Below are 24707 nucleotides of genomic sequence, written 5' to 3' on the forward strand. Positions count from 1 at the left end.
TGCCATTCATATGACAGATGATGCGCACACGGATGATAGATAATTGTGAAAAAAGTAACCTCCTCACATGTTCTGCCCTTTCGCGCCCTCATCGACGCCTGCTGGAAAGAGAAATACACGTCGTCACGCTTTGTTCGTGACCTGATAGCCGGGATCACCGTCGGGATTATTGCCATCCCGCTGGCGATGGCGCTGGCGATTGGTAGCGGCGTCGCGCCGCAGTACGGGCTGTACACCTCGGCCGTTGCGGGGATTGTGATTGCGCTGACGGGCGGGTCCCGCTTCAGCGTCTCCGGCCCGACGGCCGCCTTTGTGGTGATCCTCTACCCGGTTTCCCAACAGTTTGGTCTGGCAGGCCTGCTGGTTGCCACCCTGATGTCCGGCATCTTTTTAATTCTGTTTGGTCTGGCCCGCTTTGGTCGCCTGATTGAATATATTCCCCTTTCCGTAACGCTGGGGTTCACCTCGGGGATAGGGATTACCATCGGGACCATGCAGATCAAGGATTTCCTCGGCCTGCAAATGGCCCATGTTCCGGAGCACTATTTACAGAAAGTGGGCGCGCTGTTTATGGCGTTGCCGACGGCCAACCTGGGCGATGCGGCCATTGGCATCGTTACCCTCGGCACACTTATCGTCTGGCCTCGCTTAGGCATTCGTCTCCCGGGGCATCTGCCCGCTCTGCTGCTGGGCTGCGCGGTGATGGGCGTCGTCAACCTGCTCGGTGGACAGGTCGCCACCATTGGCTCCCAGTTCCACTATGTTCTGGCGGACGGCTCACAGGGCAGCGGCATTCCGCAGCTGCTGCCGCAGCTGGTTCTGCCGTGGGACATGCCGGGCTCCAGCTTCACCCTGAGCTGGGATTCCCTTCGCGCTCTGCTGCCCGCTGCATTCTCCATGGCAATGCTGGGCGCGATTGAATCTCTACTGTGCGCCGTTGTGCTCGACGGCATGACCGGCACTAAGCATAAAGCCAATAGCGAGCTGGTCGGCCAGGGCTTAGGGAACATCGTTGCACCGTTCTTCGGCGGTATTACGGCTACGGCTGCGATTGCCCGTTCCGCCGCGAACGTACGTGCGGGCGCGACATCACCGGTTTCGGCGGTCATTCACTCCCTGCTGGTGATCATGGCGCTGCTGATCCTTGCCCCGCTGCTTTCATGGCTTCCGCTCTCTGCCATGGCTGCGTTGCTGCTGATGGTGGCCTGGAACATGAGTGAGGCGCATAAGGTGGTTAACCTGCTGCGCCGCGCGCCGAAAGACGACATTATCGTGATGCTGATCTGCATGTCGCTGACCGTGCTGTTCGATATGGTTATCGCTATCAGCGTCGGCATAGTGCTGGCCTCGCTGCTGTTTATGCGCCGCATCGCGCAGATGACGCGTCTCTCCCCGGTTAACGTTGAGGTGCCTGACGATGTGCTGGTGCTGCGCGTGATTGGTCCGCTGTTCTTCGCCGCAGCGGAAGGTTTGTTCAGCGATCTGGAATCCCGCATCGCGGGCAAACGGATTGTGGTGCTGAAGTGGGATGCCGTCCCGGTGCTGGATGCCGGCGGTCTGGATGCCTTCCAGCGCTTTGTTGCCCGCCTGCCGGAAGGCTGCGAGCTGCGGATAAGTAACCTCGAATTCCAGCCCCTGCGCACCATGGCGCGCGCAGGCGTGCAGCCGATCCCTGGCCGATTGTCCTTCTACCCTAACCGTGAAGCTGCATTAGCGGATCTGTGAGTCATCTGATGCAGAGACGCGTCTTTGCATCATCACCCCGATCGCCTGCTGGAGCCATTCAAGCACGGCAGGCGTCATCCACGTGCCTTTCATCAGATGCGGCTCCTGCTGCATGGCGAGGCGAAATTTTTGCTGGGTCTGCGGGTTTGTTCCCGCATAGGACTGGAATAAAACCAGCCACTTTTCTGCCAGCTTTTGCGCATCGTCAGAAGCGGGACTGAGATTATCTCGCTGCGCCTGATGCAGCTTCGCCACCAGCGGCGGCCACTCCATCATCCGGTCAAAGTAGTGCGCCCGGGTAAAGGCCATCTCTTCGGCAGTGAGATATTTCTCCCAGATGCTGAGCTTTGATTCGGCAAACGCCCGCGTGATGTAATCAGTTATCTCCGGCGTAATGCCGGTTTGCTCCTGCATCTGCGGCTCCACGCTGTGCATCTCGTTCAGGCGGGTCAAAAATTCCGGTTTGCCTGCGGTATCCTGCTCCAGGCGTTCCATCCACCGTGAAGCCAAATCGGTCGCCCGCGCGTCCGTGACGCTGACGTTCTGTTCCAGCAAGTGTTTAACCTCCCTCACCAGCCCCGACCAGATATCCGCCAGCGCCTCTTTCTCTACCGCAAACGGCAGTTGCTGCAACTCTTCTTTGCTAAACCAGCGATCGTACATATTCATTAACTCCAGAGTCTGTAGCCAGGATTCCAGATCCGGCGTCGCATCGTCGGTCAGCCCGGTACGCAATTCCACCAGCCGGTTGCGCAGCGTATGGATACTACGCAGTTGCTTGTCCAGCAGAGTGATTTGCCCGTCGAGTAATTCGGCTAATGACAGCGAACGCTGTTTCAGAAAATCCCTGATTTCGGCAAGCTCCAGCCCGGCTTTTGCCAGCGTCTGGATCATATGCAGACGCTGCACATCCGCCAGGTTATAAAGCCGGTAGCCTGCCGCGCTTCTGGCAGAAGGTAACAACAGCCCTGTTTGCTCGTAGTGATGCAAAGTCCGCACGGTGATCCCGGCACGTTTCGCCAGTTCTCCCACCTGTATCAACATAACGGCTCCTTTTGTTCTGCCAGTGTCGTTACTCTGAAGCCTTACGTTACGTGAGGGTCAATGCGTCATGCAAAAAAAAACGACTTCAGATGAAGTCGTTTCGGTGTTCTTTATGGGGCACTAGCTATGCTTGCGCTGGTCGCGGCGGCATCGTTTATCGTAATGACGCACCCACCAGTATTTATCGCAGACTTCCTCATGTCCGCTCACGCGCGCCCCGGCGAGCCACAGTACCGCACCGAGGAAGATACTCAGCACCGCGCCATGCGCAAAGTATTGTGGGAGGTCAAGCTGCGGTAATTGGTTTAAGATTGAATAACCGACACCGGCGACCATCACGAACAGTCCCAACCCCATTAGCACGTTACCGAGCATTGAAGCGTTTTTGCGTTTCATATGTCACCTCCGGAACTTTGGGTTGTCAGGGGAAAAGCCCCTTCTCCTTGTGTGTAAAGTATAGACAACGCCTCTTATATGAGTTGCGTGAATGATCACATTTACTGATAACTCCCGGACAAAAATTTACAAATAAGACATTGAACAGCTTGAAATTCTAATTGTTCAAAGAAGAAATTATTCGCATTTCGGTGTACAGCAGGCAGAACTTTGTCAAGCGGCGCGCCAGACAGTAAACTACGCGCCAGATCTGGAACCCATTAGGAAGTAAATCGTGACGATTAAACTGATTGTCGGCCTCGCCAATCCGGGCGCAGAGTATGCTGCTACCCGCCATAACGCCGGTGCCTGGTATGTTGATCTGCTGGCGGAGCGTTTGCGCGCTCCCCTGCGTGAAGAACCCAAGTTTTACGGGTATACCTCACGCATCAATCTTGCGGGTGCTGACGTGCGGTTGCTGGTGCCAACCACCTTTATGAACCTGAGCGGCAAAGCCGTGGCGGCCATGGCAACGTTTTATCGCATCAATCCGGATGAGATCCTGGTGGCCCACGACGAACTGGACCTGCCGCCAGGCGTGGCGAAATTCAAACTGGGCGGCGGTCATGGCGGCCACAATGGTCTGAAAGACATCATCAGCAAACTGGGTAATAACCCTAATTTCCACCGTTTGCGCGTGGGAATCGGCCATCCGGGCGATAAAAACAAAGTTGTTGGTTTCGTACTGGGTAAACCACCGGTTTCTGAGCAGAAGTTGATTGACGAAGCGGTGGACGAAGCGGCCCGCTGCACCGAGATTTGGCTTCAGGATGGCCTGACAAAAGCCACCAATCGACTGCACGCTTTCAAAGCGCAATAATCGGCGCCCCGGGGCTTTTTTACCGCGCGTCGCGCGGGTTACGTGTATAATAGGCGTAGTTATTTACTTTTCTTCAATCGGTTATCGTTAACGGATTGATTATCAAGATATTAAGGTGATTTAGAAATGGGATTCAAATGCGGTATCGTCGGTCTGCCAAACGTGGGCAAATCCACCCTGTTCAACGCGCTCACCAAAGCAGGTATTGAAGCGGCGAACTTCCCGTTCTGTACCATCGAGCCGAACACCGGCGTTGTGCCTATGCCCGATCCGCGTCTGGACCAGCTCGCGGAAATCGTGAAGCCGCAGCGCATTCTGCCCACCACCATGGAGTTCGTGGACATCGCGGGTCTGGTAAAAGGCGCATCCAAAGGTGAAGGCCTGGGCAACCAGTTCCTTACCAACATCCGTGAAACCGAAGCGATCGGCCACGTTGTGCGCTGCTTCGAGAACGACAACATTATCCACGTTAACAACAAAGTGGATCCGGCTGACGACATCGACGTCATCAACACCGAGCTGGCGCTCTCTGACCTCGACACCTGCGAGCGCGCAATTCACCGCGTGCAGAAGAAAGCCAAAGGCGGCGACAAAGACGCGAAAGCGGAACTGGCTGCGCTGGAAAAATGTCTGCCACAGCTGGAAAACGCGGGCATGCTGCGCGCGCTGAAAAACCTGACTGACGAAGACAAAGCGGCGATCAAATACCTGAGCTTCCTGACCCTGAAGCCAACCATGTACATCGCCAACGTTAACGAAGACGGTTTCGAGAACAATCCGTATCTGGACAAAGTGCGTGAAATCGCTGCGGCTGAAGGTTCTGTAGTGGTTGCGGTTTGCGCTGCCGTTGAATCTGATATTGCAGAGCTGGACGACGCCGATCGTGAAGAGTTCATGGCCGAGCTGGGTCTGGAAGAGCCGGGCCTGAACCGCGTGATCCGCGCGGGCTATGAGCTGCTGAACCTGCAAACCTACTTCACCGCTGGCGTAAAAGAAGTGCGTGCGTGGACCATCCCTGTGGGTGCGACCGCGCCTCAGGCGGCTGGTAAGATCCACACCGACTTCGAGAAAGGCTTCATTCGTGCGCAGACTATCGCGTTTGAAGACTTCATCACCTACAAGGGTGAGCAAGGCGCGAAAGAAGCAGGCAAGATGCGTGCGGAAGGGAAAGATTACATCGTTAAAGATGGCGACGTGATGAACTTCTTGTTTAACGTTTGATTTGAATGAAAAAAATCCACGCTTTGGCGTGGATTTTTTTATTGTGAGGTTAAAACACATTGTCTAAGAGATCAGTTTTCATGCTGGAATCTAAGGGAATGATTTCGGCAGACACAAGCCTAACGCCTGAAAAGAGCCCTCGCGCTAGCGCTCTTTAAGAGATGCAGGACTCTCAGATTTAGCGAGAATGACCCCACCAGTTCTTGGGATCCGTCTTCCGGAAGTCAGAAATATCCCCTCTGAATACCCTTTTTTAGTCACTCAACATGAGAAGGTATCGTTGGGTCAACCTCCTCAAGGGGTTTATATACGTCAATATGACAATGTAAACCGTAGTCATCTTTTTCCTCGTAGCCTTTTTTAAACTGCTTGATATAACTGCTGATACAGTTCCTTTTTTGCCACCGGTTATAGTTATCATTTTTTTGGCGCTTTTGAACTTAATACGCAGGGCCCGATTGAGACAACACGTTACGCTTCATATCCCAGGAATAAAACCAATCATGCCAGCCATTTTTTTTTGCTGGATAGCTACAGACAACGATCACTTCCTTTGACAGGTTGAATGTTAAGTAATAGAAAGTCGCACCTTCAGGAGGGGCAGACCAAAATAGTTTTTCGCCCTGCACATTGAAGATGGTCAAAACGGTTGGTAATGGCTTAGGCTCGCTTAACACAAAGACTAACTGGCGTGTTAAGTCGACCAATGCATAGCTTAAAAATGGCACACTAACCAGTATGTTACTTTCACCACATGCCCATTGAAGCAGGTCTTTTTCTTTAATACAAATGAGATTTTCAATCATTGGTAAACCTCAACGTTTAAAGTTTGATCTGCTTCAAATCACCTTCAAAAAGCCCCACAAGATATACCCGGTATCGGGCTGGCTGCACTTCTTTATACGTTAATATAGCGGAAAACTCTTTTAAACACTTTGAACATGTGTTTTTCGAAACATCTAATTGGCTTTCATCATAGCTATATTTCTTATGTTCACTATCTAGCTTCACACCTCTCATTTTCTTAACCAAAAAGCATTTTACCTCTTCTGTGAGCGTGTCAAACTCATATGAGTTTACGATAGAGTAGACTATTACCCCCTCGCATTCAGGGCATGTTATTTCCTTTCCATACTCTATGAAATCATTGTCAATGCCATCAAGGACTAATAACTTCTTTTTCAGTCGATTAGTAAGTTTCATTATTTAAATTTTAAGTTTATCAATAAAAAAGTAAGGCTATAAGAAATGGAGGATTTTATTAATCATTAACATCATTTAGTCAAACATTCCATTCTATATAAACACCACAATCGAAGCTTTTTTCATTAGACTGTACAACAATATTTCCCCATTCATGCCTCCATTGAAATCCATATGGGGGATTGTTAATTTTAAGATTAGGCTTTGATGTTATTTCATTCTCAACCCATACTGTCAAACGCTGCTGCTCATCCGATAAATTACTCAGACTAGCCCTTTTATCCCAATCCTCTAACGTTTTATAAAAACTTCCATCCTTACTAGTAAGGAATAATGATGGAGAAAAAGAAAATGCTGAAGGCCTCAGTTCCAAAATGAAAACTTGATCTTTCCATTTAACATTATCGATAGCGAAATAAAAAGGACCTACTGTAGTCAATGGCGAGAAAAAACTTGTAAAATGCGGAATTTTTAAAAGTATCAACATCTTTTAATTCGATGGGGTAGTTGTTAATTTCTACAAATCCAGTATGAACATCAAGTTTCATTTCTAACATATCTAAACCACCTTTTTTGGAAGTGACTACTTTATATTCCAAACTATATATACCCCATGATTAAATGACTTTGTCTCATATGAGACTGAAACCCGCCCCCACTCAAAGTTCCACCTAATGATGTCTGTTTCCGTGGTATCAGGCGTGTCCAGGTTCAGTGATTCTTTCAGCCAATCAGACAGGCTTTTCACTGATTCATTTAGCATGTGAACATTAGTTCGTGCATTCCAATCATTTAATGATTTATAGTATTGACTATTTTTATCAACAAGATGAAGCATAAAATGAAAACCATAGCACACCGGGCGTATAGTAACTTGAAATTCTTTATCGAAAAACATTACTGAGTCAACAAGGTAGTGATTCGACATATTTTTATTTACAGCTTTGCGTTTTACTAATTCGTGGTATAAATCACACTTACAAAAGCCTTCTTCAGTATCTATTTTTAAAGGAAGACCATCAAGGTTTAGCTCACCGGTAATCGGGTTGAATTTAAATTCAATCATGCGACCTGAAGCTTATTTTTATTTGTAATAAAAAATGGCACTACAATGCAGCGTTGAGCAGTTTCATCTAATATAAAAGAATTATCTATTTTGATATTGACGTTGGCTCCAAATGCGTCCTCTGGTAATGGGTCGAATATAACATAATCTTTGTGAAGAACAGCACCTTGAGAAACATTGCCTTTTCCCCAGTAATTCAGCTTTTCGTCATAGTCTCTGGATCGTAACAACATTTGACTATGTGAAATCAGTAGCTCAACTATTTGTATTTTTTTATCATTCATTACATTACCTCGATTTTTATTATCGTTCTACCGATAATGTGGGGTCAGTCCATTAAAAATAAAATGCTTGTGAAATTCTTTAAGGGGTTAATGATTAGCTGTAATATGAAAACTGATAGGGGAAGCACCCTTCCCCTGCTGCTCAAACTTTGAGCAGCATGTTAGTAACAAGCGCAAACCCTGAAACCCCCATTATAGTTTAATTAGGATATTCGGCAACAACTAACCGCCTGATTTAGTCCTCTCCATTATACAAATCACCAGCATAATTAAATATTTTCAATTATTTTTTTCTGTGAGATCAGCGTAACTAATAATTTCCTAAACGCCATTGCTGATATTTTGATTGCCGGTAAAGATAATTTTCATCTCTTTACCGAGCCATTCCCAACCAAAAAAATATAAAAAACGAACGGAAAAATAAATCCCCCACGTAATTATCTGTCAACAAAAATAAAAGTAAATATCCCGTATTAAATCTCCATCAACTTCATCAACAGTTCTGGTTTTGATTTTATTAAAGTCAGCTAAAATACCTTTCACTGGCACAGTAGACTTTGATATATCATCATAAAATGCTTTTTGTTGACTTTCCGGAACATATTTTTTTATTAAAAAAACAAGATTCTTTCGTAACTCTTCATCTGTCATCGCTTTTACTCCGGAATTATAGTAACACGTTCAAAAATAACAGGGTAATTACGTTCGATTGGTAGCAACTGTAATGCCCCACCTTTACCATACTCAGGATATGCACTGGTGAAAAGCTCATATCCAGGCCCTCGACCACCATTGGCAAGAGGTACTTGCACCTGAGGCACTCCATTTTTATACAGTTGTAATGTATCAAACTCACCTAATAAACGTGCATCACTCCATGAATCAGGATTACCTTTCTCATAAAAAATTTGATAGGCGTCCCTGGCTTCATGTGCAGATTTATATTTCGTATACCCAAAATAACTTAACGGGGCTGATTTATTTTCTATTGTCTGTGGAGCATATTTGCTATCCATATAACGATATGCTGTAGAAGGCATAGTCGAACTAGGGCCATTTGGACCAACATAGAAATCAGGTTTTGTTTTACCGCTACACTCGCGGCTCAACCCCCACGGATCCACCCACCCCAGCGCGTTCGGCGCATACTGGTAAAGGTTTATCCCCCCCGCCAGCCCTATCGGGTCCTGCTGCGTAAACCGCCCGCAGTCCGGGTCGTAATACCGGAACAGATTGTATGCAGCCCTGTCTCACGATCCAGGTGTTGCCCCTGCATACGCAGGTTCTGGGAATATCCTGATACCTGCGTCTCGCTTTCCCGCAGCAGTTTGCCCCAGGCGCTGTTCACCCCTTCCCAGCGCACCTGCCCTTCGCTATCCGTCATCCGCTCCGGCGTGCCGTTGGGCTGGCAGTGGAACCAGAAGATTTCCGAGGCATCAACGCCGTCGATACGCGCCAGCGGGTCGTAGCTGTCCTGATCGCTGTAGACGTAGGTCAGCGGCACATCCCCGTGCACTTCCTGCAACAGCCGGAACCCTTCCCAGACAAACCAGGTGGTGACTGGGTTACCGGTTGGCTGTCCGCCCACCATCTGGCGACGCGTTTTGCTGATGCGTCGCCCGAGCGGGTCATAGCGTAAGCTGGCCTGCGTCTGCGGCCTGTTGCGATTCCGCGGCTGGCTGATGACCTCCGTCAGGCGATGCTCGCTGTCGTAGCGGTAGTGCCAGCGGGTCTGGCCGTTATCCTTCTCCACGGTGCGGCCGTGGATGTCATAGCGCCAGCGAATGCCGTTCAGCTGCGTCAGGCGGTTGTGCGTGACCTTCTCAGCAGACTCTTCAAGCGATAAAGGTTCTGTAGTGGTAGCGTTTTGGAACGCGGTTGAATCCGATATCGCTGAAATGAACGACGCCGATCGTGAAGATTTCATGGCCGAGCAGGGTCTGAACCGCGTGATCCGCGCGGGCCATGAGATGCTCAGCCTGCAAACCTACTTCGCCGCGGGCGTAAAAGAAGTGCGTGGACCATCCCTGTGGGTGCGACTGCGCCTCAGGCGGCCGATAAAATCCACACCGATTTCGTGAAAGGCTTTATTCGTACACAGACTATCGTGTTTGAAGACTTTATCACCTACAAGGGAGAGCAAGGCGCGAAAGAAACAGGCAAGATGCGTGCGGAAGGCAAAGATTACATCATTAAAGATGGCGATGTGATGAACTTCTTGTTTAACCTTTGAGTTGTTTTTAATGGGAAAAATCCCCGCTTGGGCGTGGATTTTTTTTACATGGTAAAGAGAATGATGTCGGCAGTCGCAAATTTTAACGTCTGAAAAGGGTGCTGGTGTAAACGCTCTGCTGGTCAGGCAAGTCTCTCACCTTTAGCAGGTATACCCCCTTTGCGTACGCCAGTTTCAGGCACTCTTGTCGCTGTAATTTTAATGTTAAATGTGAATTTAGTACGAAGGTCCTGATCTAGACAACGCGTTACGCTTCATATCCCAAGAATAAAACCAATTATGCCAGCCATTTTGTATTACTGTAAAATTACATACAACAACCACTTCCTTTGACTGGTTTAATGTTAAGTAATAGAAAATAGCACTTTCAGAGATGCAGACCAAAATAGTTTTTCACCCTGAGCGTTGAAGATGGTCAAAACGATTGGTAACGGCTTTGTCTCGCATAACACAAACACAAATTGGCGTGTTGAATCGACCATTGCATTGTCTAAAAATGGTTTGCCGAAAATATATTTTATCCTTTAGCGATCAAAACGCTTCTATGATCAGTTTCATTTTTTATCCAGAACATTTCATCTTGAGGTAACGATCCATTACTGCAAAAATCAACAAGTTCACCTTGCCAACCATCAGGAACATATTCTTGATAATGCATACTCTCAACATATTCCGAATATAATCTTTTATTATCAAAGTCTATAAATAAATCCGGCATAAGTTCATATATATCCCACCAAATTGTTTTTTGCGAAAGCCTTTTATAAAACTCCTCAGCAATGTCATCCTTATCGTATGAATAACCATCGTTAATTAAACCATCAATGAATATCTGCGCGTTTTCTTCATTTACAACTGGTATGTCATATCTTTCCTTATGGGTATTCTGTAGGTTTATTTCCACCCCACTTTTCACAAAATCCTCTACCCATTTTACTCTGTCTAAGACCCACATTTCCTTGAACGCAACGAACCAATAAAATCTTCCTTCATACTTAACTATCACAAGGAGTTCGTCATCTTTATTGATATTCATATAGTAACCTATCTTACATTCCCGGAGCCTGGAATCGCTACTTCTTCAAGCCATTCTGCCCATATTGATGGTAATTCACACGACCTACCTGGCGTTGTCGGATCCACGCGTAATGTTTGATTTTTTTATAGAGTAACGAACTTATCCCTTTTGCGCAGATAGAACTCTAGATATTTTTTAGGTCTATCCTGAAACGCACGCTCTTTGCTGTAGTTATAAGCATCGTTAAAATATTTATACGCTTCCTCGAATTGATTTAACTCATAACAGACCATGCCGAGATCGATTAAGGGTGCAGTGTCTATATCCGATCCACGTGTCCGTAATGTCGTTTTTCCCCATTTGTTTTCCTCAGCATAATCCGCGAGATCAAAACATGCGCTGTACATGCAGGCAGCGATCCAGTTGGCGAGTTCCCATTCGAGCTTTGGCTCAGGAAGCGCTTGCCAGGCTTTTTGGTTTTGCTCTAAAGCCTCGGCGTATTTTTGGTTGTCGTGAAACTCGTTCCCTTGATCAATAGTATATTGTTATAGATATTATAATACTTAAGATCTTGTCCTTTTAAATAAAAAACTTTGCCTAAGAAACCGCCAAAAACACCATAATCTATGGTTAAATTTTATTTAAAATTATAAAGTTATTACATTGCAATCAATCATTTTATAGCAAATATTTTTTAGTATTAAGGACTCTATAACATTCCAATCACCACCACCGAGGCCAGCTCCTATCCTTGGCATTTGTATAGAAAGGCGATTAACTAAAGCAAAGTCAGATAATTTTTCAAGACAAACTTTCAGAGAGTCATAACATACGTATTGTTTTTTGTCGTTGATATTTTTCTTTATACCATCCTGCGCATACATATTCGCAATAAATATCTTCTCCTGAGCATCAACCATAACAAAATCAACCACCCCTAATTCTGGGAAGTTATTTTCTTTGAAGCAACTAAGATAGCTTTTTTTTGCCGCAGGATATTTATTTGAAAGGGACAGAACAAAACCTTTACCCCACTTCCCTTTATTATTCACAATATGAGCAATAACTGTGGATTTTTTCAAAGGTTCCACAGCATCTCCAGACAAGTATTTTATTCGCTTTTTTTCTTGCAATGAACCCGTTGATGTTTGCCAGAAAACTTCAAATTCCTCATTTGAAATTTCTTCGGCGTCACTTAAGTTCAGGTCGCTTTTCTTACCATCATACAGCAGGAAGCCAACTTTTTCTTTTTTATCTAGCAAAGAGGAAGAAGCATAATAATTTCCATCTATAATATTTATTTGTCGCGTGGCTACTTCTCCTATGAACTCATTGAGAATAGTCCCTTCACCTGCAATAAAATCAACACTTCCTTTATAATATTTTTTCACCTCAACCACAACTCCTCCCACTTTTAACAATTCTTTTAGAGACAACGAGATCTTTTGTGTTTAAGATCAAAAATGTATTTTTCCGGGGTTCAATTACATCTAAGCCAGTTACATCTAATTTTACCTGTAACGCTTGATGATAACCCAAAGGATCACCTCTATATTGATTGACTGTTGGGAATGTCACAATTTATGAGGGTAACGGAAGCTGACCTGCGTCCGCGGCCTGTTACGGTCCCGCAGCTGGCTGATGACCTCCGTCAGGTGATGTTCACCGTCATAACGGTAGTGCCAGCGAATGACGTTCAGCTGCGTCAGACGGTTGTGCGTGACCTTCTCAGCAGAGTCTTCAAGCGGTAAAGGTTCTGTAGAGGTAGCGGTTTACGCCGCGGTTGAATCCGATATCGCTGAAATCATCGACGGCGACCATAAAGAGTTCATGGCCGAGCGGGGGCTGAACCGCGTGATCCGCGCGGGCTATGAGCTGCTCAGCCTGCAAACCTACTTCACCGCGGGCGTGAAAGAAGTGAACGCGTGAATCATCCCTGTCGGTGCGACTGCGCCTCACGCGGCCGGTAAGATCCACACCGACTTTGAGAAGGGCTTCATTCGTGCGCAGACTATCGCGTATTAAGACTTTATCACCTGCAAGGGTGAGCAAGGCGCGAAAGAAGCAGGCAAGATGCGTACGGAAGGGAAAGATTACTTCGTTAACGAGGTTCATGTGGTGAACTTCTTGTTTAACGTATGATTTTTTTTCATTCGATTTAGTTATTATTAACTTTAAAACAAACCCTCTTTTAGAGGATTGTATTTTTTCCCTCCCCAAGGGTCGTCTAATAAAAACTTAGCAGGGATTGCTTCTTTTTCAGGCACAAGAGTAAAATTATAATAAATCTCGTCCCCTTCACAAACCTCATAAAAGAGCGAATAAATCTTGCCGGTTACGTTAATGCTTACATCAAATTTCTCTGTCGCAGATGCGATCTGGATCTTATTTTTATCCGTAATAAAAAATGGAACAACAATGCAGCGTTGTGCATTTTGATCTAATTTAAAAGCATTATCTATTTTGATATTGACGTTTGCTCCAAATGCGTCCTCTGGTAATGGATCGAATACAACATAATCCTTATGTAAAACAGCGCCTTGAGAAACATTACCTTTTCCCCACTGACTCAGCTTTTCGTCATAGTCTCTGGATCGTAACAATATTTGACTATGTGAAATTAGCAGATCTACTGTTTGCATGATCTTATCACTCATTATATTCCCTAGACTTTTATTTTTGTTCCATATGATTGTTATGGAAAAACATTACCAATACTCGAACCTGCACCAAAATTACTGCTTTTAGATATCAGTTATAAGTTGTGCCGTGCCGTTGGATTGGCAATGGACCCAGAAGATATATGAAGCATCAACACTATCTACACGCGCCAGCAAATCGTAGTTGTCCTGACCACTTTCGTCGACGTAGGTGAACAGCACATCCCCGTGCGCTTCCCCCAGTAGGCAGTCATTCCCAGACACACCGGGTGGTGATGGCTTGCCGGTTGGCTGTCCGCCCAGCTTCTGGCGTCGCGTTTTACTGATGCGGCGACCGAGCGGATCGTAGCGGAAGCTGACCTGCGTCTGCGGTTTGTTGCGGTTCCTCGGGTTTGGCCGTTATCCTTCTCTACAGTGCAAGCATGGGTATTATAACGCCAGCGAATATCATTCAGCTGCGCCAGGCGGTTGTGCGTAATGTTCTCAACAGAACCTTCGAGCGGGTTAGCGGCTGCATCCCAGACCCCCTGCTCCTCTCCGGCCAGCGTGCCGTCCTGAACCAGGAGACGCCCGGCACTGTCTGTCGTACTGCCAGCGGTACCATTTGAGCGGGTTATCGTCCCGCTCTTCGCGCACCAAGTTATTGCGGTAGTAGTAATCCCAGCGGCGCTGCGACGGGCGCTGGGTATTTTACTTACGACAGTGGATGTCATGACGCCAGAGAATGCTTACCTAGGGTTTTATGTAAAGTAAATAATCCGAGGGATCATGATCCTACCCGCGTAATATGGACACAACCCTAAGCGAGGTTCTGGTTTTCAAATTGTTCCGGACTGAGACCGCCACAGGCACTGTGACGACGCCACCGATTGTAATCGCACTCAATATAATTAAACACTGCTGTTCGCATGATTTCCCGGCTGGCAAAGTCCTCTCCGTGGATACATTCCACCTTCAGCGTGTGGAAGAAGCTTTCTGCACAGGCATTGTCATAACAACAGCCTCTGGCGCTCATACTGCCCTGCAGATTATGGCGTTTCAGTAAGCTCTGATAATCCGTTGAACAGTACTGACCGCCTCTGTCTGTATGCACGATGACATTTTCCGGACGTTTACGCCGCCACAACGCCATCTGTAACGCATCGCAGGCTAGCTGTGTCGTCATCCGCGAGGACATCGACCAGCCAATGACTGACCGCGACCACAGGTCGATAACCACGGCCAGATAAAGCCAGCCTTCACCGGTGCGAAGATACGTGATGTCACCCACCCACTTCTGATTCGGGCCGCTGGCGTAAAAGTCCTGCTTCAGCAGATTCTCTGAGACTGGCAGACCATGTTCGCGGTAACTGACCGGACTGAACTTTCGTGAAGCTTTCGCCCGCAGCCCCTGACGACGCAGGCTGGCTGCCACGGTTTTCACGTTGAACCGGTAACCCTGAGCACGAAGCTCATCCGTCAGGCGTGGCGCACCATAGCGTTGTTTTGCGTCACTGAATGCTTCCCGGACGACGTTATCACAGACAAGGCGGAACTGCTGACGCCGGTTTATCTGATAACGACGCTGATACCAGATGTACCAGCCGCTACGGGCAACCTGAAGTACACGGCACATGGCTTTGATACTGAACTCAGCCTGATGTTTTTCGATGAAGACATACTTCATTTCAGGCGCTTCGCGAAGTATGTCGCGGCCTTTTGGAGAATGGCCAGTTCCTCATCCCGTTCTGCCAGTTGACGCTTCAGACGGGCGATCTCTGCGGACATCTCCTGTTCGCGTTCAGAAGAAGAGAGCTGATTTTGCTGTTTGCTTCGCCAGTTGTAGAGCTGTGATTCATACAGGTTAAGTTCGCGGGCGGCTGCGGCCACCCCAATGCGTTCAGCCAGTTTCAGGGCTTCGTGACGAAATTCAGGCGTGTGCTGCTTGCGTGGCTTTTTGGTGGTTGATGCTGGTTTTGTCATGTGAGTCACCTCTGGTTGAGAGTTTACTCACTTAGTCGCGTGTCCACTATTGCTGGGTAAGATCATCAACCCTAACCCACACTTCAGCGTTTTATTTTTTGTGGGTTCCAATCAGAGTAATCAGCAACACGGATTTCATTAAGAACAAGATCTAGTGGAACATGTGCAATGCTATCTGCAATTTCATCATATGGCGCTGGCAACTCGAATGAAAAACCAAAGTCGTCATTTATAATAATACAGCCATTAAATATACGCTGTTTGTAAGTCAACCCTATTATTTCCCCCATCGTTTGGCCTGTTTGTAATATTTTATTATACCTCCCCTTATAGTTTACGTTACAACCAATAGAAATGATCGTTCCATCTTCAAGGGTAGCGATTGTCATTGTGTCATCTACAATATATGCAAGCCTTTTCTTATCATCAGGCAAGAAATAATCAAAGTAAGTTACCTTATAGCCAGCATATAACTCGCTTATGTACTTACTGATATTATCCCCCAAAAAAACGTTACCTAGTGCTCTTCCTGATAAAATATCAGCATTAAAATCAATCATATTATACCCCCCCATTAAGTAAAACTCCGTCAACATAAACAGGTGAATCGGTTATTAAATCATAATTTTTAAACTCTCCATGACCAATTCTCCCATATACTACATCAGCACCATCAACTTCGCGATAAACTTTCCAGTAATCATTACCATGAATATTAGGTTGAGTTGGAGTCCCTCCGGGATGATAATCTAATTTGTACGTAGTACCTGATTTTGTTGTTTTGACATATTGAATATGTTGGATAGCTCCTGGTTTATTGGCTTGTGGATATGTTCTCGTCTAACCTTTGGATGTCAAAATATTATGAACATCAGCGGGTTTTTTCCCTGTTAATCTATCCACCCATCTTTGTGTTATACGATCTTTTTGAGAAAAACCACATTTTAACCCCCACGGATCCACCCACCCCAGCGCGTTCGGCGCATACTGGTAAAGGTTTATCCCCCCCGCCAGGCCTATCGGGTCCTGCTGCGTAAACTGCCCGCAGTCCGGGTCGTAATACCGGAACAGATTGTAGTGCAGCCCTGTCTCACGATCCAGGTATTGCCCCTGCATGCGCAGGTTCTGGGGATATCCTGATATCTGCGTCTCGCTTTCCCGTAGCAGCTTGCCCCAGGCGCTGTTCACGCCTTCCCAGCGCACCTGTCCTTCGCTATCCGTCATCCGCTCCGGCGTGCCGTTGGGCTGGCAGTGGAACCAGAAGATCTCCGGGGCATCAACGCCGTCAATACGTGCCAGCGGATCGTAGCTGTCCTGATCGCTGTAGACGTAGGTCAGCGGCACATCCCCGTGCACCTCCTGCAACAGCCGGAACCCTTCCCAGACAAACCGGGTGGTGACCGGCTTGCCGGTTGGCTGGCCGCCCAGCATCTGGCGGCGCGTTTTGCTGATGCGTCGCCCGAGCGGGTCATAGCGGAAGCTGACCTGCGTCTGCGGCCTGTTGCGGTCCCGCGGCTGGCTGATGACCTCCGTCAGGCGGTGCTCGCCGTCGTAGCGGTAGTGCCAGCGGGTCTGGCCGTTATCCTTCTCCACGGTGCGGCCGTGGATGTCATAGCGCCAGCGAATGCCGTTGAGGTGCGTCAGACGGTTGTGCGTAACCTTCTCAGCAGATCCTTCGAGCGGGTTACCGGTAGTATCCCAGCGGTACAACCAAGAGCACTGAAAATTACCGGTAACTATATCCCGGCGATGCAGGCGGCCAAGACGGTCATATTCGCTGCGGGTTCGTTAGTGTTAGTAGTTTGCGCCACGGTTGAATCCGATAATACTGAACTGGACGATGCCGACCGTGAAGAGTTTATGGAAGAGCTGGGTCAGGAAGGGCCAGGCGCGAAAGAAGGAGGCAAGATGCGTGCATAAGGAAAAGACTACATTGTTGAAGATGGCGATGTGATGAACTTCTTGTTTACGTTTAATTTTTATGAACGGGAAAAATCCACGCTTTCACGTACATTTTTTATTAGGGAGTCAAAAAAATATCTTAGAGATCTGACTTCTTGCTCACCTCCAAAGAAATGATTTGTGTAGTCGCAAGCTTTAACGTCTGAAAAGGCAACTCGATTAATCACTCAACAAGTAAGGCCAGACTCTAATACTTAGCGAGGCTGACACCACCGTTTCTTAGGAGAGGTCTGCCGGTCGACAATAATATATCTTCTAAATCCTTTTTTTTGCGAGCGGGAATCGTTAAAAGTTTTGAATCGCATTTTATCATAATAAGCAGGGCCTGATCGAGACAACGCGTTACGCTTCATGCCATTTAAATAAAACCAATCATGCCAGCCATTTTGGTTTTCCACATAGCTAAAGACAACAACCCCTTCTTCGTTCAGATGATTTTTAAGTAATAAAAAAATGTGCCTCGTGGCAGTGCAGGCAAAGAAGCTTTTGCCCTAAGCATCAAATAGGGTTACAACGGTTAATAATGGCTTTTTATCGGTTAACACAAAAATTAACTCGCGTGTTGTAAGACCATTGCATAATCTAAAATGGTATGCTGAAAATTTTTTTTACCCTTTAGCAATGATAACGTTTCTATGATTTGTTCCATTCTTTATCCAGAACATTTCATCTTGAGGTAACGTTCCATTACCGCAGAAATCAACAAGCTCACCTTGCCAACCATCAGGAACATATTTTTGATAATGCATACTTTCAACATACTCCGAATATAGTCTTTTATTATCAAAATCTATAAGCAAATCCGGCATAAGATCATATATATCCCACCAAGTTGTTTTTTGCGAAAGCCTACTAAAAAACTCATCAGCTATGTCATCCTTATCGAATGAATAGCCATCTTTAATTAACCCATCAATAAAAATCTGCGCGTTTTCTTCATTTACTACGGGTATGTTATATCTTTCCTTATGGACATCCTGTAGATTTATTTCCACCCCACTTTTCACAAAATCCTCTATCCATTTAATTCTATCTAAAACCCACATTTCTTTGAACGCCACGAACCAATAATATATTCCTTCTTTCTTTACTATCACAAGGAGATCATCATCTTTATTAATATTCATATAGTAACCTATTTTACATTACCGGAGCCTGGAATCGCTACTTCTTCAAGCCATTCTGCCCATACTGATGGTAATACATACGATCTACCTGGCGTTGTTGGATCAACGTGCTTAGGAGCCAATCCCCCTTGATTTAACGGATTAAGCATGCGTCAGGGGGTTGTGCGTGTCCTTTCCAGCAAGTCGTTCGAGGTGGATTACCAGCAGACGATCGCAGTTGTCATAATTTCATTATTGCGTACAGCTGGTAAAAGACTTTTAAATGCTCAGAGTCTAATATCTAAAGACTTTACACTTAAAAGAATGAGCATGACGTAAAGAAAAAGGTAAGTTGCGTGCAGAAAGCATAAAATCAAATCGTTAAAAATGGCGATGGGATGAACTTCTTGTTTAAAGTTTGATTTGTTTTTTATGAAAAAAACGAACTTGCGCACCCTTAGGAAAATAGAACTCAAGGTATTTTTCAGCTCTGTCTTGAAACGTTCGTTCTTTGACGTAGTTATAAGAATCATTAAAATATTTGTACGCTTCATCAAATTGATTCAACTCATAAAAAACCATGCCGAGGTCGATTAACGGCGCTGTCTCTATATCCGATCCACGTGTACTAAGTATCCTCTCCCCCCATTTTTTCGCCTCATCGTTCTCCTTGAGAGCAAAGCAAGCACTGTACATGTACGCAGAGTTGCAGTTGGCAATTTTCCATTCGATCTGCGGCTCAGGAAGAGCCTGCCGGACATTTTGTTATTGCTCTATAGCCTCGGCTTATTTTTTTATCATGAAATTCGTTTCCTTTTTCTACAAGAGATGTAAATATTATTCACGTGTTTATTCATTAGCAATAGCAAATAAACCTCCTCACCTATAAAAAGGGGAATAAGAAATAAATGCTTTTAGAAGCAAGGAGGTATCTAAGACAGTAAATCTTTATTATTAAAAAACTTAAAAACTAACCAAAAAAGAATTTCTTAAACCCTTCAACCTCAACATCTTTTAGTTTAGTTTTAAGCATCACATCGATATCTTCCAGAAAATCTTCTCTTAAATTAAATTCATCATCTGTAGCATCACCATCATAATTATTTTGTTCCATCTCAATAGCAGAACAAAAAGCATTCAAAAAGTCAGCTAAGGAACCAGAAATTATAAAGTTTCGTTTTTGAATGCTACCATAAACAGGAGATGTTAGATTTTGGGTGTCACAAAAAAGAACGTCACCATTTCTTTCAGCAAAGATTATATATTCATCGCGCCAAGCCGTATCATTTTGAACTCGCCAACCGGATAATATTTCGTTGAGATCTTGAGGTTCAATAATCTGTAAATAAAAAGTACCATCAAATGTTGGACTGTCATTTAAAATCAAATGACGATAAAAAAAATCAACCTCCCCATTTAAATTCACGGGAAAAGAAGTCTCATTTTCATCGTCTGTATATTCTATCTCTCCCATATTCAATTCATTCATTTTAAATTTGTTCACAAGATCTTGGACTGCATTTTTTATGTTCATCTTTCCACCTATAATTGCTTACATCGTTGTCTAGATTTTAGTGTTCTTTCTCTATCGATTAAGCGCCCACGCGTCGAGTTCTTAGTATTCCCTCTATGTCCTTGATCACCATGGACATGCTCATTGAACTTGTCGGGATGGTTATGATTTTTCAAGAATACAATGTTCCTCGGATCACCTTGCCATTTGGAACCAAGTGTACCATTGCCTTCTACCGAATTGATATGATGCCCCGTATAACCTGCCCGGGACATCACAGAGGTTAGGCTCTTGTTGGGAGTCTTCAAAATTAAATCCCTCTCTTGCGCTGTCCAATTTCTTGTGCCAGCCCCACCATCCTGCAATAAGGCTTTTTCTTGCACCCATGCCCTAGAAATAGCAGAGCTTCTAGCTCCACCTTGAGCAGAAAGAGAATCATGTGGCCGGTAACGAATGAGATCGTCAGGAGTCAACCCCCACGGATCTGCCCACCCCAGCGCATTCGGCGCATACTGGTAAAGGTTTATCCCCCCCGCCAGCCCTATCGGGTCCTGCTGCGTAAATCGTCCGCAGTCCGGGTCATAATACCGGAACAGATTGTAGTGCAGCCCTGTCTCACGATCCAGGTATTGCCCCTGCATGCGCAGGTTCTGAGAATATCCTGATACCTGCGTCTCGCTTTCCCGCAGCAGCTTGCCCCAGGCGCTGTTCACCCCTTCCCAGCGCACCTGTCCTTCGCTATCCGTCATCCGTTCCGGCGTGCCGTTCGGCTGGCAGTGGAACCAGAAAATCTCCGGAGCATCAACGCCGTCAATGCGCGCCAGCGGGTCGTAGCTGTTCTGATCGCTGTAGACGTAGGTCAGCGGCACATCCCCGTGCACTTCCTGCAACAGCCGGAACCCTTCCCAGACAAACCGCGTGGTGACTGGCTTACCGGTTGGCTGGCCGCCCAGCATCTGGCGGCGCGTTTTGCTGATGCGTCGCCCGAGCGGATCGTAGCGGAAGCTGACCAGCGTCTGCGGCCTGTTGCGGTCCCTTGGCTGGCTGATGACCTCTGTCAGGCGATGCTCGCCGTCATAGCGGTAGTGCCAGCGGGTCTGGCCGTTATCCTTCTCCACGGTACGGCCGTGGATGTCATAGCGCCAGCGAATGCCGTTCAGCTGCGTCAGGCGGTTGTGCGTGACCTTCTCAGCAGATCCTTCGAGCGGGTTACCGGCTGCATCCCAGCGCCACTGCTCCTGGCCGGGCAGCGTGCCGTCCTGAACCAGCAGCCGGCCTGCGCTGTCGTACTGCCAGCGGTACCAGCTGAACGGGTTATCGTCCCGCTCTTCGCGCACCAGGTTATGACGGTAGTCGTAATCCCAGCGGCGGGACCAGCGGCGCGGCGACGGGCGCTGGGCATTGCCGGTAAAAACGTCCCGGCGGTTCAGTCGGCCGAGGCGGTCGTATTCGCTGCGGGTGGTCAGCAGCCCCTGCGTGCGGCTGGTCTCGCGGTGAAGCTCGTCGCGGGTAAAGTCGGAGACCGACAGCTTATCGAGGGCAATGCTGAGCAGATGCCCGCTGCCGTAGTAGAACTGTTTCAGCTCGCGGCCATCGGGCAGCGTGACGGAGGTGCGGTTGCCCAGCGCATCATATCCCCACGCCAGCTCACCATGCTCGCCCGCTTCGCGCGTGACGCGCCCGAGCGCGTCATACTCAAACACAAGCTCCTGCTCTGCCTCGGTGGTCCACACGTCGGCTGAAAGCGCAGGATGAAGCCCAATCCGGCTCAGAAGGCCGGACGGCGTGTAATGGTAGCGGGTCTGCCCTTCCGGCGTGGTGCGGGCGACCAGCTGGCCGCTCGCGCTCCAGGCAAAGGCATGGGTGATGGCCTCCGGATGACCGGCGGCAAAGGTGCGCGCAATCGTGCGCCCGCAGGCGTCATAGCGATACTGCGAGGCCACGCCATCAAGCCCCACCTCTTCCAGCAGCAGCGAGTCTGGCCCCCAGCGGAACTGATACGCTTCGCCGTTCTCGTTTTCCAGGGCAATCAGACGCCCGCGGCTGTCCCAGCGGCGGCGCACCTCTTCACCCTGCGTATTTCGGGTGGCGGTTAAGCGCCCCGCTTCGTCGTATCTGAACTCGCTCTCTTTCCCGTCGGCGCCCGCATGCTTCACCGGCAGGCCACGTTCGTTCCATTTGAGCGATTCCGTCCAGCCTTCCGGGCGATCGAGTTGCACCGGACGCCCTGCGGCGTCGTAGCGGTAGCGAGTCTCTTCACCGTCGGCGGCTGTCTCAGCCACCAGCCAGCCCAGCGGATGATAACGGTATTGTGTCACACGGCCCGAACAGTCCGTCGCACGCACCATCTGCCCGGCCTCGTTGTACTCCTGGTAGCGGCTGTTCCCGGCGGCATCGACTTCTTCCACAACCTGACCAAACTCGTCCCGACGCAGCAGCGTGGTCTGCCCCATCGGGTCCACCACGCGCTTCAGCCCGTGATGTTCGTCGTACCAGAACCGGGTGGCGCTGCCGTCAGCTTCGATAATGGCCGCGGGAAGCGCGCGGTGCTCCAGCCAGGTGGTGGTGCGGGTGTTGCCGTCGGCGTCGATCTCCTGCACCCGGTTGCCCATGTCGTCATAGACGAAGGTAACGGCATTACCCAGCGGATCGATGCGACGCGTTAGGAGTTCGTTGTCATCCCACTCGTAGCGCCAGTTCTCACCGCTCTCGTCAACGTAGCGAACAATGAGGTTTTGCGCGTTCCAGTAATGCTTTCGCGTCTGACCGTCGTAGTGTTCGACGGTCGTCAGCCCGGCGGCTAGATCATAGGTAAAGCGACAGCCGTCGCCGGTGCTGGTGCGGTTTTCCACCACGCGCCAGTGGTCGAATTTTTGCCAGCGGTATTCGCTCTCCAGCCCCCCCGGCAAGCGGTGCCAGGCCATCAGGCCGTGGTCGTTGTAACGGTATTCACGCGTCACCACGCCGGAGGCATCCGTCGCGCTCGCCAGCTGGCCGCGCGCATCGTACCCCCACTGCATCAGCGGCCAGGTTTTGTTGCCGTCGAGATGGCTGGCTGCGGTAACACGCTGCGGGAAACGTTCATCGTCATAGCGCAGGGTGACGTCGATGGCCCGCGGCTCATCATGGATACCAACCAGCCTGCCGTGCTCGTCCCATTCCGTCAGCAACGCGTTGCCGTACTCGTCGCTGAGGGAGGCCAGGCGCATGATGGCTGGGTTAGCGCGGGTCGGTTTATACAGACGCCACACCGCGCCGTCATCGTCGGCAATCGCCACGTCGCCGCTATCATTGCGGCGGATGATAATGCCTTCGCTGATGCTGTAAAACGCGCGGTCGACCGGCGGCAGTTCAAAGCTCAGCTCGCGCCCGGTTTCATCGAACCAGGTGGCATTGTTTTCTTCCAGCGTCAGATAGCTGTCAAAGGTGGTAGCCCAGCCCAGACCAAACAGCCCTTCGCGGATGGTCAGGCTGTTGTAGCTGCGCTGCCAGCGCAGCGGAAAGCGCCCCGGCAGCGAGAAATCGAGTTCATCGTCGTCATTCAGCACCTTCACGCCGGTAGCAGCGTGAACCGGGTGCGAGGAGCCGAACACGGCGTTGACGGCCATATCAGCCAGCATCCCGCCACCGGCAGCAGCCAGCGCGCAGGGCATGTTTTTCAGGATCTTGCCCGGACGCCCGCGCAGCAGGGAGAGCGCAATCATCCCCAACGCCAGACCCGGCGTTTTACCGCTTTTGATATCGCGGACCGTGAGGGTGTCGCCGCCGATGATCACGTTCGGGGAGACGTCGTCGGAAACGGTGCCTTCGCAGGTGGTGCGATCTTTCGCGCGTACCGCGGGTTGTCCGTTGATAAAGACGCTTTTAGAGCCTTCCGCCAGATACTGCGGCCCGGAGTGCTTTTCGCAAGCCACCTTGTCTTCTTCCAGCGGCGAGGTTCCCGCGGCAGCAGAGGCGACGCTCGGCTGCCACATCTCGCTGCCGAACTGTCCGGCAGCGGAGAGCAGCATACCCGCGTAGTCGGCAAAGCTGCCCGGCGACTGCGGCTCAGGAGACGGGGTATCGGCAGGCGTTAACGTCCCGGCTGCGCGTGCAGCGGGAAGTTTATTTGTCAGAACATTGCTCGAACCGGTGGTGATCTTACCCGCAGGCGACGGCGGAAAAAGCGCGTTGCCCAGCCCTTCAGCAGCATTGCTGATATCGTCGGTGATCCCCGCGACGTTCGCCAGAACCCCACCAATAATGCCGCTCAACAGACAGCTGGATCCAATTGCCGCCACGCCTGCCGCTGCGGCCCCGGCTCCCAGCAGTGGGGCCGCGACGGTCGCTGCCGCGCCCACCGCCGCGCCAATCACCGCATAGGCAGCGCCTTCCGCCACAATGCTGGTAATATCAGCAAAAATGCTGGAGTGAATAATCTCGTCGCCCTTACGGGCCGCGTTGTTATCGCTCATG

General features: G+C 48.7%; 20 protein-coding genes and 7 pseudogenes. 6 read left to right on the forward strand and 21 right to left on the reverse strand.

Going from position 1 to position 24707, the window contains the following annotated elements; all coding sequences use genetic code 11:
* The first annotated feature begins 45 nt into the window (after positions 1 to 45).
* On the forward strand, positions 46 to 1725 hold the full coding sequence (dauA, locus tag O1724_RS13250; RefSeq protein WP_003856658.1) for a C4-dicarboxylic acid transporter DauA: 1680 nt from the start codon (positions 46 to 48) through the stop codon (positions 1723 to 1725).
* Here dauA and O1724_RS13255 read toward each other — a convergent pair.
* Together O1724_RS13255 and ychH are read right to left on the reverse strand one after the other, a co-directional pair.
* On the reverse strand, positions 1711 to 2769 hold the full coding sequence (locus tag O1724_RS13255; protein ID WP_022651374.1) for a MerR family transcriptional regulator: 1059 nt from the start codon (positions 2767 to 2769) through the stop codon (positions 1711 to 1713). The two genes, dauA and O1724_RS13255, sit on opposite strands and share 15 nt — an antisense overlap.
* A gap of 120 nt (positions 2770 to 2889) precedes the next feature.
* Complete coding sequence (gene ychH / locus O1724_RS13260; RefSeq protein WP_003856655.1) at positions 2890 to 3165, reverse strand: stress-induced protein YchH; 276 nt, start codon at positions 3163 to 3165, stop codon at positions 2890 to 2892.
* Between the two features lie 274 nt (positions 3166 to 3439).
* Between ychH and pth the strand changes: the two genes are divergently transcribed.
* Positions 3440 to 4024 carry an aminoacyl-tRNA hydrolase gene (gene pth, locus O1724_RS13265; RefSeq protein WP_006810922.1) on the forward strand — a complete coding sequence of 195 codons (585 nt, stop codon included), beginning with the start codon at positions 3440 to 3442 and terminating at the stop codon, positions 4022 to 4024.
* Positions 4025 to 4150: 126 nt separating this feature from the next.
* Positions 4151 to 5245 carry a redox-regulated ATPase YchF gene (gene ychF, locus O1724_RS13270; RefSeq protein WP_003856650.1) on the forward strand — a complete coding sequence of 365 codons (1095 nt, stop codon included), beginning with the start codon at positions 4151 to 4153 and terminating at the stop codon, positions 5243 to 5245.
* A gap of 49 nt (positions 5246 to 5294) precedes the next feature.
* Here ychF and O1724_RS13275 read toward each other — a convergent pair.
* The 8 genes and pseudogenes from O1724_RS13275 to O1724_RS13310 all read right to left on the reverse strand — a co-directional run.
* Positions 5295 to 5585 (reverse strand): annotated as a pseudogene (locus O1724_RS13275) (YciI family protein).
* A 100-nt stretch (positions 5586 to 5685) separates the two neighbouring features.
* On the reverse strand, positions 5686 to 6051 hold the full coding sequence (locus O1724_RS13280; RefSeq protein ID WP_003856647.1) for a hypothetical protein: 366 nt from the start codon (positions 6049 to 6051) through the stop codon (positions 5686 to 5688).
* 476 nt (positions 6052 to 6527) lie between these two features.
* Positions 6528 to 6935 carry a hypothetical protein gene (locus tag O1724_RS13285; protein ID WP_223307894.1) on the reverse strand — a complete coding sequence of 136 codons (408 nt, stop codon included), beginning with the start codon at positions 6933 to 6935 and terminating at the stop codon, positions 6528 to 6530.
* A 96-nt stretch (positions 6936 to 7031) separates the two neighbouring features.
* On the reverse strand, positions 7032 to 7514 hold the full coding sequence (locus tag O1724_RS13290) for a hypothetical protein (protein WP_023314281.1): 483 nt from the start codon (positions 7512 to 7514) through the stop codon (positions 7032 to 7034).
* Positions 7511 to 7798 (reverse strand): competence protein ComJ, encoded by a 288-nt coding sequence (gene comJ / locus O1724_RS13295; protein ID WP_023314282.1) that lies wholly within the window; start codon positions 7796 to 7798, stop codon positions 7511 to 7513. The genes O1724_RS13290 and comJ (O1724_RS13295) overlap by 4 nt, the downstream gene beginning before the upstream one ends.
* A gap of 444 nt (positions 7799 to 8242) precedes the next feature.
* The gene (locus tag O1724_RS13300) at positions 8243 to 8449 is read right to left on the reverse strand and encodes a hypothetical protein (RefSeq protein WP_022648388.1); all 207 of its coding nucleotides are present in this window, start codon (positions 8447 to 8449) and stop codon (positions 8243 to 8245) included.
* 5 nt (positions 8450 to 8454) lie between these two features.
* Positions 8455 to 8814: a hypothetical protein gene (locus O1724_RS13305; RefSeq protein ID WP_072199564.1), complete on the reverse strand. Its 360-nt coding sequence runs from the start codon at positions 8812 to 8814 to the stop codon at positions 8455 to 8457.
* Positions 8815 to 8895: 81 nt separating this feature from the next.
* Positions 8896 to 9638, reverse strand: a pseudogene (locus tag O1724_RS13310) (RHS repeat domain-containing protein); the annotation flags it as partial.
* Here O1724_RS13310 and O1724_RS13315 point away from each other — a divergent pair.
* Positions 9634 to 10031: pseudogene (locus O1724_RS13315) on the forward strand (DUF933 domain-containing protein); the annotation flags it as partial. The pseudogenes O1724_RS13310 and O1724_RS13315 overlap by 5 nt on opposite strands.
* 517 nt (positions 10032 to 10548) lie before the next feature.
* On the opposite strand, the gene O1724_RS13320 reads toward O1724_RS13315, so the two are convergent.
* The 3 genes and pseudogenes from O1724_RS13320 to O1724_RS13330 form a co-directional block, all read right to left on the reverse strand.
* The gene (locus O1724_RS13320; protein ID WP_023324823.1) at positions 10549 to 11067 is read right to left on the reverse strand and encodes a hypothetical protein; all 519 of its coding nucleotides are present in this window, start codon (positions 11065 to 11067) and stop codon (positions 10549 to 10551) included.
* Positions 11068 to 11696: 629 nt separating this feature from the next.
* Entirely contained in the window at positions 11697 to 12485 is a 789-nt protein-coding gene (locus O1724_RS13325; RefSeq protein ID WP_044704307.1) for a macro domain-containing protein, read from the reverse strand.
* A 153-nt stretch (positions 12486 to 12638) separates the two neighbouring features.
* A pseudogene (locus tag O1724_RS13330) lies at positions 12639 to 12797 on the reverse strand (RHS repeat domain-containing protein); the annotation flags it as partial.
* On the opposite strand from O1724_RS13330, the pseudogene O1724_RS13335 reads away from it, so the two are divergent.
* A pseudogene (locus O1724_RS13335) lies at positions 12784 to 13191 on the forward strand (DUF933 domain-containing protein); the annotation flags it as partial. The pseudogenes O1724_RS13330 and O1724_RS13335 overlap by 14 nt on opposite strands.
* 32 nt (positions 13192 to 13223) lie before the next feature.
* On the opposite strand, the gene comJ (O1724_RS13340) reads toward O1724_RS13335, so the two are convergent.
* The 5 genes and pseudogenes from comJ (O1724_RS13340) to O1724_RS13360 form a co-directional block, all read right to left on the reverse strand.
* On the reverse strand, positions 13224 to 13706 hold the full coding sequence (gene comJ / locus O1724_RS13340) for a competence protein ComJ (RefSeq protein ID WP_126297041.1): 483 nt from the start codon (positions 13704 to 13706) through the stop codon (positions 13224 to 13226).
* A 164-nt stretch (positions 13707 to 13870) separates the two neighbouring features.
* Complete coding sequence (locus O1724_RS13345) at positions 13871 to 14422, reverse strand: hypothetical protein (RefSeq protein WP_022651387.1); 552 nt, start codon at positions 14420 to 14422, stop codon at positions 13871 to 13873.
* 86 nt (positions 14423 to 14508) lie between these two features.
* Positions 14509 to 15671 (reverse strand): IS3 family transposase gene (locus tag O1724_RS13350; protein ID WP_139154853.1). Its coding sequence is split into 2 segments (ribosomal slippage): positions 14509 to 15410 and positions 15410 to 15671, totalling 1164 coding nucleotides; the frame shifts between segments, so codons are not numbered across the junction.
* Between the two features lie 83 nt (positions 15672 to 15754).
* Positions 15755 to 16231 carry a hypothetical protein gene (locus O1724_RS13355; protein ID WP_032628402.1) on the reverse strand — a complete coding sequence of 159 codons (477 nt, stop codon included), beginning with the start codon at positions 16229 to 16231 and terminating at the stop codon, positions 15755 to 15757.
* 382 nt (positions 16232 to 16613) lie between these two features.
* Positions 16614 to 17456 (reverse strand): annotated as a pseudogene (locus tag O1724_RS13360) (RHS repeat domain-containing protein); the annotation flags it as partial.
* Between O1724_RS13360 and O1724_RS13365 the strand changes: the two are divergent.
* Positions 17415 to 17591: pseudogene (locus O1724_RS13365) on the forward strand (hypothetical protein); the annotation flags it as partial. The pseudogenes O1724_RS13360 and O1724_RS13365 overlap by 42 nt on opposite strands.
* 650 nt (positions 17592 to 18241) lie before the next feature.
* Here O1724_RS13365 and O1724_RS13370 read toward each other — a convergent pair.
* From O1724_RS13370 to O1724_RS13380, 3 genes are all read right to left on the reverse strand, one after another.
* On the reverse strand, positions 18242 to 18760 hold the full coding sequence (locus O1724_RS13370; protein ID WP_032658889.1) for a hypothetical protein: 519 nt from the start codon (positions 18758 to 18760) through the stop codon (positions 18242 to 18244).
* Positions 18761 to 19709: 949 nt separating this feature from the next.
* Positions 19710 to 20273, reverse strand: coding sequence for a hypothetical protein (locus O1724_RS13375; protein ID WP_045343234.1), 564 nt, complete (start codon positions 20271 to 20273; stop codon positions 19710 to 19712).
* Positions 20274 to 20281: 8 nt separating this feature from the next.
* Positions 20282 to 24706, reverse strand: coding sequence for an RHS repeat-associated core domain-containing protein (locus O1724_RS13380; RefSeq protein ID WP_176691012.1), 4425 nt, complete (start codon positions 24704 to 24706; stop codon positions 20282 to 20284).
* Between the last annotated feature and the right edge of the window lies 1 nt (position 24707).

The organism is Enterobacter cloacae complex sp. HYC074_NIDB (assembly GCF_056673345.1).